Here is a 13,777-nt window from a genome sequence, read left to right as displayed (position 1 = left end):
GTCAGCGCTGGAACGACAGGGTTCGCTGCGCGGCCGGAATTCCGCTGCGATAGCGCTCCGCCACGAGGTCGACGACGGCCGGATCGACACCGAGCGGCTCGGCCACTCCGTCCGCACCGGCATCGGCGAGGCGCGCGTGAAACAGTCCGTGGGCCAGGAGATACGACGCGACGAACACGCGCTTCTCGCCGCCCGCACGCAATCCGGCCACCACGTCGGGGACGCGCGGCTGCGCTGTCGCCACGTAGCCGATCCGGACCCGCGACGCGACGAGCTCCGACAGCAACGCCGCGGCGCGCCGGACGTCACGCAGGGCCCGCGGGTCGGACGATCCGGCCGCGGCGAGCACGACCGCGTCGCCGGGCCGCCAGCCCACGTCGACGAGGCGCCGCAGCAGGACCTCCGCGAGAACGGGGTCCGGTCCCAGCGCCCGGGTCACGGCCACCGAGGGGTGACCACTGTCCGCGACTTCCCGCGGAACGTCGGTGTGGACGTGGTAGCCGGACGCGAGGAACGCCGGGACCACGACGGCGGGCCCGGTGATGTCGCGGAGCACCTCGGCCGGTGAGGGCCCGAGAACGTCCACGAAGGACACCCGGGTGGGTCCGACCTGCTCGGCGACGGCGTCGGCGAGCGCGGCGATCATCTCCACGCCCCGGGGACTCCGCGTTCCGTGTGCCACCAGTACCAGTGCTGTCTCCTTCATTGCTGTCCCTCCTCACGTGAATCGACGCAGTCGACGGGGTCGAGAGCGAGGCGGTATCCCCGCTTGACCACCGTCTGAACGGCTTTCGGTGCACCCAGGGACGCCCGCAGCCTCGCCACGGCCGTCTCCACGGCATGGGTGTCGCCGCCACCGCCGGGCAGCGCCGCGAGCAGTTCGTCCCGGGGCACGACCCGGCCGGGCCGGGCGCCGAGCGTGCGAATCAGCGACATCGCGGCGGGGGGCAGCTGCCGCACCTCGCCGTCGACGACGACGCAGCCGCCGCGGATGCTCAGCTCGTGTCCGGCGGTCTGGATCTTGTTCGCCCGCCTGGGCAGTTCGTCGGCGATGTGCCGCGCGAGCGCACCCAGCCGCGAGCGCGCCGGCATCGTCGTCGGCACCTCGAGTTCGCGCAGCGGTCCGGCGGTCACCGGCCCCACGCAGGCCGCGAGCACGCGGTGCCGGAACGAGTGCAGCACCATCTCGATCATTCCGGTCTCCTTGGCGCGGGTCAGCAGCGAGGCCACCGCCGGTGCGCTGGTGAAGCTGACCGCGTCGAGGCCGCCGGAGGCGATCAGTTCGATCATCCGGTCCATCGGGGCCTGGTCCTCGAGCGGCGTCCACCGGTAGACGGGGACGGCGATCACGTCGGCGCCCGCACAGCGGAGCACCTCGCAGAAGTCCGCGACCGGCTCCCATTCCGTGGTGGCACCGTGCAGCTGGACCGCGATGCGCTTGCCTTCGACGCCCTCACCGAGCAGGTGATCGAGCACCTCCGCCGACGACTCCGAGGCGGGTGACCACTCTTCCCGCAGGTCCGCGGCCCGGATCGCGCCCTTCGCCTTGGGTCCGCGGGCCAGCAGGCGGCTCGCCGCCAGTGCGCGGCCCAGTTCCTCCGCTTCACCCCAGCCGTCCGCGGCCTCCATCCAGCCGCGGAAGCCTATCCCCGTCGTCGCGACGACGATCTCCGGCGGGTTGTCGATGATCTGGCGGGTGACGCGCTCGAGTTCGGTGTCGTCGGCCAGCGGGATGATGCGGATCGCCGGAGCGTGCACCACGGTGGCACCACGCCGCGTCAGCAGTGTGGCGAACTCTTCCGCACGCCGGGACGCCGTGATCCCGATCGTGAACCCGCACAGCGGCGTGTCGTCGTTCACGCGTTCGTGCTGTGAACCTGGACGACGCCGGCCCACACCCGCACGTCGTACACGGGCAACCGCACCGACTCGTCGTCGAGGCAGCGACCGTCGACCAGCGAGAACACCTGCTTGAGCAGCGGTGACGCCACGGTGGGCTCGCCTGCCCGGTCACCCACGAGGCCGCGGGACATCACGGCCGCGCGCCCGAACGGGTCGATGTTGCCCACGGCGCGCAGCGATCCGTCCTCGAGCAGGAACAGTGCCACCTGCTCCCCGCCCCGCAGCAGCACCGCCACCCCGAGACCGGGAATCAGCTGGCTGAGCGGGCACGCGGACGTCCATTCGAGACGGCCTGACTTGACGCTCTCACGCCTGGTTCCACTGGCACTGTGCACATTCATGTCGACGACGGTCATCACAGTCCTCCTTCGGGCTGGTGTGTATCCGTGCTTGGATACATCGTTCGGGGTCGGTGTTTCCGCAGCGTTAAGTGGGGATTACTCCGATGTAGAAGCTGCGAATTTCGGCATTCCCATCAACACCGGGACCTTCCGGACGCCCGTGTCGTCGAACGAGACGGTCGGATCGGCTTCCTCGGGCGCGTTGACGAACGACACGAACCGCGACAGCTTCTCCGGGTCCTCGAGCACGCCCGCCCACTCGTCCTTGTATCCCAGAACGTGCTTGGCCATGGCCGCCTCGAGATCGGCGGCGATGCCCAGGCTGTCCTCGCACACCACGGCCTTGAGGTGGTCGAGCCCGCCTTCGAGGGACTCGACCCACGGCGCGGTGCGCTGGAGACGATCCGCGGTGCGGATGTAGAACATGAGGTACCGGTCGATGTAGCGGACCAGGGTCTCGTCGTCGAGCCCGCCGGCGAGCAGCTGGGCGTGCTTCGGCGACTGGCCGCCGTTGCCGCCGACGTACAGGTTCCAGCCGTTCTCGGTGGCGATGACGCCGACGTCCTTGCCGCGCGCCTCGGCGCATTCGCGGGCGCAACCCGAGACACCGAACTTGATCTTGTGCGGGGACCGCAGGCCCCGGTACCGGTTCTCGAGGTCGACCGCCATGCCGACGGAGTCCTGCACGCCGTACCGGCACCAGGTGGATCCGACGCAGCTCTTCACGGTGCGCAGCGACTTGCCGTAGGCCTGACCGGACTCCATGCCCGCGTCGACGAGACGCTTCCAGATCGCGGGCAGCTGCTCGACGCGGGCGCCGAACAGGTCGATGCGCTGACCGCCGGTGACCTTGGTGTAGAGGCCGAAGTCGCGGGCCACCTCGCCGATGACGATGAGCTGTTCGGGCGTGCATTCGCCGCCGGGCATCCGCGGCACCACCGAGTAGGTGCCGTTCTTCTGGATGTTGGCCAGGAAGTGGTCGTTCGTGTCCTGCAGGCCCGCCTGGTTGCGGTGCAGGATGTGGTCCGAGTCGGTGGACGCCAGGATCGATGCGACGACGGGCTTGCAGATGTCGCAGCCCGAACCCTTCCCGTACTTCGAGATGAGCGCGGAGAACGTGCGCGTGTCGGTGACCTGCACGATTTCGAACAGTTCGGCGCGGGACTGCTCGAAGTGCTCGCACAGCGCCTTCGACATCACCACGCCGGACGACGCGAGGAGCTGCTTGATCGTCGGCAGGCAGCCGCCGCACGTCGTTCCGGCGTTGGTGCAGCTCTTGACCTGCGCGATGTCGCAGGCACCGTCGACGATGGCGCCGCAGATCGAACCCTTGGTGACGCCGTTGCAGGAGCACACCTCGGCGTCGTCGGGCAGGGACCCGGCGCCGGGCTTCTCCCCCGCCGGTGAGATGAGCGAGGCCGGATCGCCCGGCAGTTCACGGCCGACGAGCGGGCGCAGCGACGCGTATGCGGAGGCGTCGCCGACGAGGATGCCGCCGAGCAGCGTCTTCGCGTCGTCGGACACGACCAGCTTGGCGTAGGTGCCCTTGGCCGCGTCGCTGAGCACCACCTCCAGGGCGCCGGGGGTCTGAGCGTGTGCGTCGCCGAAGCTGGCGACGTCCACACCCATCAGCTTGAGCTTGGTGGACAGGTCGGCGCCCGGGAACTCCGCCGCCCCGCCGAGCAGCCGGTCCGCGACGATCTCCGCGGTGGTGTAGCCGGGAGCGACGAGGCCGTAGCACCGTCCCTCCACCGCGGCGCACTCGCCGACCGCGTAGATGCTCTCGTCCGACGTGCGGCAGCCGAGGTCCGTGATGATCCCGCCCCGCTCGGCGACCTCGAGGCCGGCGTCGCGGGCCAGCTGGTCCTGCGGCCGCACACCCGCGGAGAACACCAGCAGCGCGGCCTCGATCACCGAACCGTCGGACAGTTCGACGCTGATCCCGTCCGGACCCTCGGTGATGCCCGCGGTGCCGACACCCGTGTGGACGGTGAGACCCAGGTCGGTGACCAGGTTGGCGAGCAGCGCTCCACCGCCCTCGTCCACCTGCAGCGGCATCAGCCGGGGCGCGAACTCGACCACGTGCGGTGTCATGCCCATCAATTTGAGCGCGTTCGCGGCCTCGAGTCCGAGCAGACCACCGCCGACGACGACACCGACGGCGCCGGGACCGGCCGCGTCGGCACGCTTCCGGATGCCGTCGAGGTCGTCGAGCGTGCGGTAGACGAAGCACTCCGGCCGGTCGTGCCCGGGGATCGGCGGCACGAACGGGTACGAACCGGTGGCCATCACGAGAGCGTCGTACGCGACGACCTCGCCCGAATCGGTGGTGACCTTGCGGGACTCCCGATCGATGGTCGCGGCCCGACGGCCGATCCGGAGATCGACGTGAGCGTCGTCCGGGTAGTCGTTACCCACGAGCGCAAGCTCCTTGGGGTCCCACGCCCCCACGTAGGAGGACAGTCCCACCCGGTCGTACGCGGGGAGGGGCTCCTCGCAGAGCACCGTCACCGACCAGTCGTCCGACTCGTCGCGCGCACGCAACGCCTCGACGAATCGATGTCCGACCATTCCGTGCCCGATGACCACTGCTGACTTGCGGCTCATGCCGTCGCTCCTTCTAGCTGAATTACTCGAGTTCATGCGGTACTGCGCGAGGTCACGCCGAAACCGACACCTTTTCGTCGTCGCCGTCGGAGACGGTGAGCCCACGAGTGACGGACGGGCGGCGCAGGAAGACGAACCAGGTGACGAAGATGCACGCGATGTAGAAGGCGAGGAACACCCAGAAAGCCATGGTCGCCGATTTCGCGGTGCCGCCGTAGGACGCGCGCAGCACCAGGTTGATGCCGACACCGCCGAGACCACCGATGGCGCCCGCGAACCCGATGAGGGCGCCGGACATCGCCCGCGACCACGCCGCCTTGGCGTCCCGGCTCAGTCCCTCGAGTCCCTGCGCCTTGGCCTCGAAGATCGACGGAATCATCTTGTAGACCGAGCCGTTGCCGATACCCGCCAGCAGGATGAGGGTGATGAAGCCGAACACGAACGCCACCAGCACTCCGGCCGTGGCCGCGCCGGGCGTGCCGTCGTCGATGGTCCCCGCGGTGACCAGCACTGCGGCGGCGAGCGCCATGGCGACGAACGTGTACAGCGTGATCTTGCCGCCGCCGATGCGGTCGGCGAGCTTGCCGCCCATCGGCCGCGCGATGGAGCCGAGCAGCGGTCCGATGAAGGCGATCTGCGCGGCGTGCAGCGCAGCCGCGGCGGGGGTGGCGCCACCGGCGAGGAAGTTGATCTGCAGCACCTGGCCGAACGCGAAGCTGAAGCCGATGAATGATCCGAACGTTCCGATGTAGAGGAAGCTGATGACCCACGAGTCGGAGAACTTCAGCGCCTTGGCCATCGACCGGAGATCGGACTTCTGGTTGCCGAGGTTGTCCATGAACAGGGCGGCGCCGACCGCGGCGACGGCAATGAACACCAGGTAGACGGCGCAGACGATCCACGGCTCCGTGTTACCCAGGGTGGCGATCACGAGCAGGCCGATCACCTGGATCATCGGGACGCCGATGTTGCCGCCGCCTGCGTTGAGGCCGAGCGCCCAGCCCTTGAGGCGCTGTGGGTAGAACGCGTTGATGTTGGTCATCGACGAGGCGAAGTTGCCGCCGCCGACGCCGGCGAGGGCGGCCACGAGAATGAACGTCGTGTACGACGCGCCGGGGTTCATCATCAGGTACAGCGTGAACAGCGTCGGCACGAGCAGGACCAGGGCACTGAAGACCGTCCAGTTGCGGCCGCCGAAGCGGGCCGTCGCCACCGTGTACGGGATTCGCAGAATCGAGCCGACGAGGGTCGGGACCGCGACGAGGAAGAACTTGCCCGCCGCGTCGATGCCGTAGATGTCGGTCGGCATGAACAGCACCATGACCGACCAGATCGACCAGACGGAGAAGCCGACGTGCTCAGCGACTACCGACCAGATCAGGTTCCGCTTGGCGATGTCCTTGCCGCCCGCCTCCCAGGCGTCGACGTCTTCCGCGTCCCAGTGCTCGATGTAGTGCTTCTTCACCCGGGCCTCCTCGTTGTGTGGGAGACCCAAAGGTAGAAAACCGGTGTTGCGGCGGTGCTGCGGTCGGTGACCGCAGCGTCAACTGATCCTCACTTTTCAGCTGGGCCGATGTGAGGTTTCCCGCATGTTTCCTAGACGTGTCGAAGAGCGTCCTGCGGCTCCGAATCGACGTGCCAGCTGTCCTCGAGCATGCGCGGCTTGCACGCCTGGAACGCTGCGATGAGGAGGATCACCACGCCGAACGTCAAGAATCCGAACGACAGTGTCCACCCGCCGGAGGCATCGTGGAACACCCCGAACAGCAACGGGCCGAGGCACGCGACGGCGTAACCCACACCCTGGGTGAAACCGGACAGCGTCGCCGAGCCGACGTGGCTGCGCGTGCGGAGATTGATCAGTGTCAGCGACATCGGGAACGTGCTGGGCCCGAGCCCGAGCAGCACGATCCACAGGATCGGCGCGCTCATCGGGGCGAGCAGCAGTCCGCTGAAGGACACGAGGTAGCAGACCGCGCAGCCGATCACGATCGGGAACGGGTTGCGCATACGCGCGCACAGCGTCGGGGCGCCGAACGCCGCGACAAGTCCCATGAACGAGAACAGTCCCACCATGGCACCGCCGAACGCCTCACTCGCGCCGGCGTCGGACAGGATGTCGGGGATCCAGGTGAACATCGAGTACGTGATCATCGACGTCATCCCGAACATGCCGGCCATTCCCCAGCCGACGGGCGATCGCCAGGCCTTCCCGTGGGGACGGTCCGCCGGAACGTCCGCGGGCGGTTGCGCCGTCACGACAACGCGACGTCGTTCGCGGGTGAGGAGGAGGATCCACGGGACCGCCGCGACGAAGCCGAGGAGCGCCCACACGCCGATCGAGAACCGCCAGCCGAATGCCTCGGCGAGCGGGACGGCCACGAAGGCGGGCGCGATCGTGCCGATTTGCACGCCGACGATGTACACCGAGCTCATCACGGCCAGCCGGTCGGAGAAGTAACGCTTGACGAGCGGCGGAATCACCACGTTGCCGATTCCCATGCCTGCCAGCGCGAGCGCCGACAGCGCCAGCAACGACCAGGTGTCGCTCATCAGGGCTCTGGTGAGCATGCCGACCGCGGCCATCAGCATCGCGACGAGGGCGGTCCGTTCCAGGCCCCACCGCTTGGCGATGAGCGGCGTCCCCAGTCCGAACAGCGCGAACATTGCCGTCGGCACCATTCCGAACACCCCGACGACCGTCGGTGAGAATCCGATGTCCTCCCGGATCTGCGAGGCAAGTGGGGTGAACGAGGTGACCGCCAGCCTCAGGACGAGAGCCGACATGGCGATCGCACAGAAGACGAGGAGGCGGCCGCGTAGAAGAGTCACATGAGAAATCATAGGATGACAGGATGACCTTTGGAAAACCCGTGCGCCGCTCGAGTCTGATCTCACAGGTCACCGAGCAGCTGCGCGACGAGATCTGCAGTGGCCGGTGGGCGGTCGGCGCGAAGATCCCCACCGAGACCGCGCTGTCCGAACTCACCGGAACGGGACGCAACACCGTCCGCGAGGCAGTGCAGGCCCTCGTCCACACCGGCCTGCTCGAACGGCGGCAGGGATCCGGCACATACGTCGTCGCCACCTCCGACGTCGGGGGCACCCTCGGCAAGTACTTCGCAGGCGCGCACGAGCGCGACGTCACGGAACTGCGGCAGGCGCTCGACGTCACCGCCGCCGCTCTCGCCGCCCGGCGCCGCACCCCGGACGACGTCACACGCCTGCAGAGCCTCCTCGACGAGCGCTCCCGGTGCTGGGCCGAATCCGACACGGAGGCCGCCGTCGCTGCGGACATCAGCCTGCACCGCGCGATCGTCGAAGCGAGTCACAACGCGGTGTACCTGGAGTTCTACGACTCGCTACTGCCCTCGATCGCCCAGACCGTCGACCGGCACGTGCACGCGACCGGTGCAGGGTTCCACGACGAGCACGGGCGGCTGATCCAGGCGGTGGTCGACGGAGACGAGGCCGCCGCGACCGCGGCCGCCCGCGATCTGTTCGCGGAGCTGCTCACCTAGAGCAGGAGGCGTACCACGTCGGCCGTGCGGGCGAGTCCGGGAAACGCCTCCGCGGTCGAGCGTGGGTGCAGCACGTGGACGGCGAGCCTGAACAGCACCGCACGCAGGAGCATCTGCGGCCATTCGGGCAGATCTTCCCAACGTCCGATGAGGGCCTCGTCGGCCCCACCCCAGGAAATGGCATCCACCACGGCCACCGCCGCCGCCCACGACGAGGGACGCCAGTACGGAGTGATGTCGGTGATCCCGGGCGCGAGCGCCCCGGCGAACAGGACGGTGCCGAACAGGTCTCCGTGCACCAGTTGGTCCGGGCTCGTGACGGGCTTGCGCAGCGTCGCGAGTCCGGTGATCAGTTCCAGGCTCTTGCGACCGTCGGGGGACGGCGTCTCGAGCTGTTCCGCACCCTTCGCGCTGCGCAGCGGGATCTTCTCCCAGGCGGCCCGATCCGCCGCCACGAACACGTCGACCTCCGCCCACGGCGCGACCGGGGGCTGCACGAGGAACCGGGGACGGTCGAGCTGCGAGGTGGCGGCGTGGAGCCGACCCGACATCGACACGACCTCGTCGTGACGCGGTTCGGGCGTGCCCTCGATGAACGTGTCGGCGCGCCACCCGGACACCACGTACCGGCCGTCGGTGGACCGCACGGGACGCGCGAGCCGCACCCCGTCCACCTCGAGCGTCTCGCGGACCTTCGCCGACCATGCGGCGCGCGCGTGGTCGGCGACGGCTGACAGGACTACGTCTCCACAGAGCCACCCGCCGTCCCAGTCCGCACCGAGTGGGATGGGCTCGACTTCCCGGAGGCCGAACGTGGAGCACACGTGTTGAGGGGGTTGGCCTGTGCTCACGGACTCAACGCTACCGCCGGGTGGGCCGGTGGCACTGCAAGGCGCGCTGGCCCGGAGACGGCAATCATGCCGTGGCGGAGGTCAGTAGACAGGCAGGCTGGTGTCCACCTGTTTCGCCCATGCGATCACGCCGCCCTGCAGATGTGTGGCGTCGGAGAATCCCGCCTTCTTCAGCGCGGCCAGCGCCTCCGCCGACCGGACCCCGGTCTTGCAGTGCAGCACGATCGGCTTGTTCTGCGGAAGCTCCGACAGCGCCTCCCCCGACAGGATGCGGTCCTTCGGGATCAGCACGGCACCGGGCAGGTGGACGATGTCCCACTCCACCGGCTCGCGCACGTCGATCAGTTCGATCTCCTTGCCGGAATCGAGGAGATCACGCAGCTCCGTGGCCGTGATGGTCGAACCGGCCGCCGCCGCCTGACCCTCGTCGGACACCACGCCGCAGAACGCGTCGTAGTCGATCAGTTCGGTGACCGGGGTCCGCGCCGGATCCCGGCGCAACGTGATGGTGCGGTAGGTCATGTCGAGTGCGTCGTAGACCATCAGCCGTCCGAGCAGCGACTCCCCGATGCCGGTGATCAACTTGACCGCCTCGGTGGCCATGATCGAACCGATCGACGCGCAGAGCACGCCGAGCACACCGCCCTCGGCGCACGACGGCACCATTCCCGGCGGGGGCGCCTCCGGGTACAGGTCCCGGTAGTTGAGTCCGCGACCGTTCGGCGCGTCCTCCCAGAACACGGACGCCTGGCCCTCGAATCGGTAGATCGAGCCCCACACGTACGGCTTGTGCGCGAGGACGGCGGCGTCGTTGACGAGGTACCGGGTGGCGAAGTTGTCGGTGCCGTCGAGGATCAGGTCGTACTGCTCGAACAGTTCGACGGCGTTGTCGGGCTCGAGCCGGAACTCGTGCAACCGGACGTCGACGTTGTCGTTGATCTCGCGGATCGAGTCGCGCGCACTCTCTGCCTTGGGACGGCCCACGTCGGACCGGCCGTGGATCACCTGCCGCTGCAGGTTCGACATGTCGACCTCGTCGAACTCGACGATGCCGAGCGTCCCGACACCCGCCGCCGCCAGGTACAGCAGGGCGGGTGAGCCGAGGCCGCCCGCGCCGATGACGAGGACCTTCGCGTTCTTCAGGCGCTTCTGCCCCGCCATGCCGACGTCCGGGATGATCAGGTGCCTGCTGTACCGCGCCACCTCGTCGCGGGAAAGTTCGGCGTCCGGTTCCACCAGCGGCGGCAGTGCCTCGGTGGTCTTCACAGAACGGTCAAGCGACACGGTCCACTCCTGACGATTGCGCGACAGCTTCCGATGCGTCGGACAGCATTGAATTCAACGCTCCGACGGGGTCCATTCTTCCCCTCCCGCCGGCAGTCGCGCGGGGCGGCCCCTGCTCACGCCCTCGGGAACGGCCACGGATTGAAATGGCAGGTCAGACCGTTCATCGGGACGATACCCTCGGGGTCGAGCTGCGCGATGTCGTTGTTGGCCGTGCCGAACGTCTGCTGCATCATCACCGGCGCGAGTCCGCCCTCGGTTTCGCACGGCTGGTGGTCCTGGTAGCCGATGGCGTGCCCGACCTCGTGGTTGATCTGGTACTGCCGGTACGACCCGATGTCGCCCTGGAACGCAATGGCCCCCCGCACCCAGCGCGGCTCGTTGAGGACGACGCGATCGATGCCGGGGTTGTAGCAGGACACCTCCAGCTGGATGTCGTAGCCGCACGCCTCACGGATGGTCATCTGCGACGTCAGCGACACCCGGAAGTCGGGGTCGCCCTGGTCGACGCGGCGGAACGCGAACCGCGGGTCCTTCGTCCAACTCTTCGGATTCGACAGCGTCTGGTCGACCATCCGGCCGAACGACTCGTCACCGCCGAACCCGGACGTGTCGACCCCGTCCTCGATCTCGACGCTGTACGTGAATTCGCGCTCGGTGCCCTGCCCGATCTTGGTCCCGCTTCCGGGAACCACGTGCCAGGTGCCTGCGCCGACCGCCGTGAACGGGCCTCCCTCGGGCAGCGCGCCCGAGGGAAGTTCGGCGGCGAAGTTACCGTCGGCCTCCGGCGGGATCCCGATGACGCTCGAACCATCGGTGTCGCGGGACAGGGTGCCGAATCCGGGTGTGTCGGTCTCGGCCGTCGTCTCGCTGCCACTGCCGGTGTCCCGGACCGCGTCGACCACCACGAGAACGGTGACCACGAGCAGGATCGGGATCGCGTAGGCCCGCCAGCCGTAGGTGGAGACGAACCGGCCGATGCGGCTCTGCTTCCTCGCCTGCCGCTCGGGGCGCGGGTTCCGGGGCCTGCCGACGTCGCGGCTGGTCGGGTCCCATTGCGCACGGAGCGGCTGATGCGACTGCGCCTGCGGTGCCGACTGCGAAGCGCGGGGACGGACGTCACGCTGGTCGATGCTGCGCGATCGTCGCTCCCCGTCCTCGGAGCTCTGGGGAGCCCGGCCGCGAACCCGCGGTCCTCCTCGGTCAGTCACGCAGCCCAGAATCTCACAGTCCGGCACCGCCTCGTCCCAGCGCACCGTCCGCAGGTCATTCGGCGTGTCACGCAGATGCGATCCGCAACGTCGCGGCTACCCGGATCACCAGGCGCCCCCGAACCCCACAGGACCCCAGTTACCGGTCAGGCAATATCCTTGACCGGGCGAGTCCAGCGAGTCCACCATGAACGGTTCACTACGCGCGGGTATCGTTCAGACAGTTACACAGAATGTGACGCGGAATACTTGTGCAGATTGGAAGCGCTATGACTGAACTCGCGGATCGGACGAACTCCGATCGCGATGCCACGCCCGGAAAGGGCACCGGGGCCCGTCGCAGCACGCGACTCCCCCGTGACGCCCGGCGACTGCAGCTACTCGCCGCAGCCAGCGAGGTCTTCGTCACACGCGGATACCACGCTGCCGGTATGGACGAGATCGCCGAGTGCGCCGGTGTGAGCAAGCCCGTCCTCTACCAGCACTTCCCCGGCAAGCTCGAGTTGTATGTGGCGGTGCTGCAGAGCTATGTCGACAGCCTGATCTCCGGCGTCCGGCAGGCACTGCGCTCGACCACGGACAACAAGCAGCGTGTCCGCGCCGCGGTGCAGGCGTTCTTCGACTTCGTCGACAACGACTCGCAGGGCTTCCGGCTCGTGTTCGAGTCGGACCTCATGGGTGAGCCGCAGGTGCAGAGCCGCGTCGAGCAGGCCACCGAGGCGTGCGTGGACGCGGTGTTCGACCTCGTCAGCCACGACTCCGGTCTCGATCCCTACCGCGCCCGCATCCTCGCTGTCGGCCTCGTCGGCGCCAGCCAGTTCACCGCGCGGTACTGGCTCGAGGCGTCGCGCCCGATCCCGAAGGAAGAAGCGGTCGACACGACGGTCACGCTCGCGTGGGGCGGTCTGTCCCGCGTGCCGCTGCATCCCGAACAGCGCTGACACCGCGCATGGGAAAGGGCCCGCAGTCGAGTCGACTGCGGGCCCTTTCCCGTGTGTTCACTTGGTCGGAGCGAATCCGACCTTGCGGATATCGGACGGGCCGATCTCCACGTAGGCGATCTTGCTGGACTGCACGAGGTACTTGCGTCCCTTGTCGTCTTCCAGAGACAGGATCCCGTCGCCACCGGTGAGGGCGTCCGAGACCAATGTCTCGACCTCGTCCGGGGTCTGCTCGCTGCTGACGATGAGCTCACGCGGGCTGTCGATTACACCGATCTTGACCTCCACGGTCAACCTCCGAACTCTCCGAGAAACATCAGCTGTCCTGGCCAGGCTAATGCAGTGGCCGCCGCCGGTGCGCGTCTGTGGGCTGTGCCCTGAGCGAACATGCCGTCATACCAGGCACGACGGCGGTGCCGTCACACGAGACCCAGCACGGCCATGCGTTCGGCGTGCATCTCCTGCATGCGGTCGAACAGCGCGACGACGCCGTTGAGGTCGCCGGACGCGGAGATGACGAGTTCGGTGAGCGCCTCCCGCTGCGCGAGGACGAACTGTGCCTGGGTGATGGCCTCGCCGAGCAGTCGCCTGCCCCAGAGCATGAGGCGGTCCTTGTCGCGGTTGCTGGCCTTGATCGCCTGCTGTACCTCGTGGACGACGAACTCCGAGTGGCCGGTCTGCGAGAGCACCTCCTCGACCGTCCGCGACACCTCGGCGGGCAGCGAGTGCCCGATCTCGCGGTAGAAGTCGGCGGCGATCCCGTCACCGACGTAGGCCTTCACCAATGCCTCGAGCCACGTCGACGGTGTGGTGGACGCGTGGTAGTTGTTCAGGGGGCGGACGAACGGATCCATCGCTTCGAAGATGTCGAACCCACGCGCGGTCAGCGCCTTCTCGAGCATCTCGAAGTGGCCCATCTCGGCGGCGGCCATGCTGGCGAGCGCCACTTTGCCCTGCAGGGTCCGCGCCATCTGCGCGTCCTCCGACAGCCGGTAGAACGCGGAGATCTCGCCATACGCGAGGACCGCGAAGAGTTCACTGACGCCGGGGTGATCAGCGGGAATGGTGGAATCAGAGGATGCAGGCGTGTTGGGCTCCATGGCGCCACAGCCTAGTGGG

At 68.3% G+C, this 13,777-nt stretch carries 13 protein-coding genes; 2 read left to right on the top strand and 11 right to left on the bottom strand.

Annotation, left to right across the window (positions count from 1 at the left end; translation table 11 throughout):
- Position 1: 1 nt before the first annotated feature.
- The 6 genes from RHA1_RS31145 to RHA1_RS31120 form a co-directional block, all read right to left on the bottom strand.
- A complete protein-coding gene (locus tag RHA1_RS31145; protein WP_011598291.1) occupies positions 2–706 on the bottom strand; it encodes a sirohydrochlorin chelatase in 705 nt (234 codons plus the stop codon).
- On the bottom strand, positions 703–1,860 hold the full coding sequence (locus RHA1_RS31140; RefSeq protein ID WP_011598290.1) for a uroporphyrinogen-III synthase: 1,158 nt from the start codon (positions 1,858–1,860) through the stop codon (positions 703–705). The genes RHA1_RS31145 and RHA1_RS31140 overlap by 4 nt, the downstream gene beginning before the upstream one ends.
- The gene (gene nirD, locus RHA1_RS31135) at positions 1,857–2,258 is read right to left on the bottom strand and encodes a nitrite reductase small subunit NirD (protein ID WP_011598289.1); all 402 of its coding nucleotides are present in this window, start codon (positions 2,256–2,258) and stop codon (positions 1,857–1,859) included. Before nirD ends, RHA1_RS31140 begins: the two co-directional genes overlap by 4 nt.
- 81 nt (positions 2,259–2,339) lie before the next feature.
- Positions 2,340–4,850 (bottom strand): nitrite reductase large subunit NirB, encoded by a 2,511-nt coding sequence (gene nirB / locus RHA1_RS31130; RefSeq protein ID WP_011598288.1) that lies wholly within the window; start codon positions 4,848–4,850, stop codon positions 2,340–2,342.
- A gap of 52 nt (positions 4,851–4,902) precedes the next feature.
- Complete coding sequence (locus RHA1_RS31125; RefSeq protein ID WP_009479568.1) at positions 4,903–6,315, bottom strand: MFS transporter; 1,413 nt, start codon at positions 6,313–6,315, stop codon at positions 4,903–4,905.
- A gap of 131 nt (positions 6,316–6,446) precedes the next feature.
- On the bottom strand, positions 6,447–7,694 hold the full coding sequence (locus tag RHA1_RS31120) for a CynX/NimT family MFS transporter (RefSeq protein WP_011598287.1): 1,248 nt from the start codon (positions 7,692–7,694) through the stop codon (positions 6,447–6,449).
- 11 nt (positions 7,695–7,705) lie between these two features.
- Here RHA1_RS31120 and RHA1_RS31115 point away from each other — a divergent pair, with 11 nt between their 5' ends.
- A complete protein-coding gene (locus tag RHA1_RS31115) occupies positions 7,706–8,371 on the top strand; it encodes a FadR/GntR family transcriptional regulator (RefSeq protein ID WP_009479566.1) in 666 nt (221 codons plus the stop codon).
- Here the strand turns inward: RHA1_RS31115 and RHA1_RS31110 are convergent.
- The 3 genes from RHA1_RS31110 to RHA1_RS31100 all read right to left on the bottom strand — a co-directional run bounded on the left by RHA1_RS31110 (position 8,368) and on the right by RHA1_RS31100 (position 11,762).
- On the bottom strand, positions 8,368–9,222 hold the full coding sequence (locus RHA1_RS31110; protein ID WP_011598286.1) for a TIGR02569 family protein: 855 nt from the start codon (positions 9,220–9,222) through the stop codon (positions 8,368–8,370). The genes RHA1_RS31115 and RHA1_RS31110 overlap by 4 nt on opposite strands.
- A gap of 81 nt (positions 9,223–9,303) precedes the next feature.
- A complete protein-coding gene (gene moeZ / locus RHA1_RS31105) occupies positions 9,304–10,488 on the bottom strand; it encodes an adenylyltransferase/sulfurtransferase MoeZ (RefSeq protein ID WP_016883159.1) in 1,185 nt (394 codons plus the stop codon).
- Between the two features lie 134 nt (positions 10,489–10,622).
- Entirely contained in the window at positions 10,623–11,762 is a 1,140-nt protein-coding gene (locus RHA1_RS31100; protein ID WP_016883160.1) for a DUF3152 domain-containing protein, read from the bottom strand.
- Positions 11,763–11,986: 224 nt separating this feature from the next.
- Here RHA1_RS31100 and fasR point away from each other — a divergent pair, with 224 nt between their 5' ends.
- The gene (gene fasR / locus RHA1_RS31095) at positions 11,987–12,658 is read left to right on the top strand and encodes an HTH-type transcriptional activator FasR (protein WP_009479561.1); all 672 of its coding nucleotides are present in this window, start codon (positions 11,987–11,989) and stop codon (positions 12,656–12,658) included.
- Between the two features lie 57 nt (positions 12,659–12,715).
- Here fasR and RHA1_RS31090 read toward each other — a convergent pair whose 3' ends face one another.
- Positions 12,716–12,946: a DUF3107 domain-containing protein gene (locus RHA1_RS31090; protein WP_009479560.1), complete on the bottom strand. Its 231-nt coding sequence runs from the start codon at positions 12,944–12,946 to the stop codon at positions 12,716–12,718.
- Positions 12,947–13,077: 131 nt separating this feature from the next.
- Positions 13,078–13,758: a ferritin-like fold-containing protein gene (locus RHA1_RS31085; RefSeq protein ID WP_009479559.1), complete on the bottom strand. Its 681-nt coding sequence runs from the start codon at positions 13,756–13,758 to the stop codon at positions 13,078–13,080.
- Positions 13,759–13,777: the final 19 nt, after the last annotated feature.

Source organism: Rhodococcus jostii RHA1, from assembly GCF_000014565.1.
In the GTDB taxonomy this organism is placed as follows: Bacteria; Actinomycetota; Actinomycetes; order Mycobacteriales; family Mycobacteriaceae; genus Rhodococcus_F; species Rhodococcus_F jostii_A.
Note: the sequence above shows the minus strand (reverse complement) of the source record. Positions and strands in the feature narration are given on the sequence as shown.

Bases quoted from the DNA above. Each gene is read 5' to 3' on its own strand.
- RHA1_RS31145 (WP_011598291.1), bottom strand. From the start codon at position 706: ATGAAGGAGACAGCACTGGTACTGGTGGCACACGGAACGCGGAGTCCC.
- RHA1_RS31120 (WP_011598287.1), bottom strand. From the start codon at position 7,694: ATGATTTCTCATGTGACTCTTCTACGCGGCCGCCTCCTCGTCTTCTGT.
- RHA1_RS31085 (WP_009479559.1), bottom strand. From the start codon at position 13,758: ATGGAGCCCAACACGCCTGCATCCTCTGATTCCACCATTCCCGCTGAT.
- fasR (WP_009479561.1), top strand. From the start codon at position 11,987: ATGACTGAACTCGCGGATCGGACGAACTCCGATCGCGATGCCACGCCC.
- nirD (WP_011598289.1), bottom strand. From the start codon at position 2,258: ATGACCGTCGTCGACATGAATGTGCACAGTGCCAGTGGAACCAGGCGT.
- nirB (WP_011598288.1), bottom strand. From the start codon at position 4,850: ATGAGCCGCAAGTCAGCAGTGGTCATCGGGCACGGAATGGTCGGACAT.
- RHA1_RS31115 (WP_009479566.1), top strand. From the start codon at position 7,706: ATGACCTTTGGAAAACCCGTGCGCCGCTCGAGTCTGATCTCACAGGTC.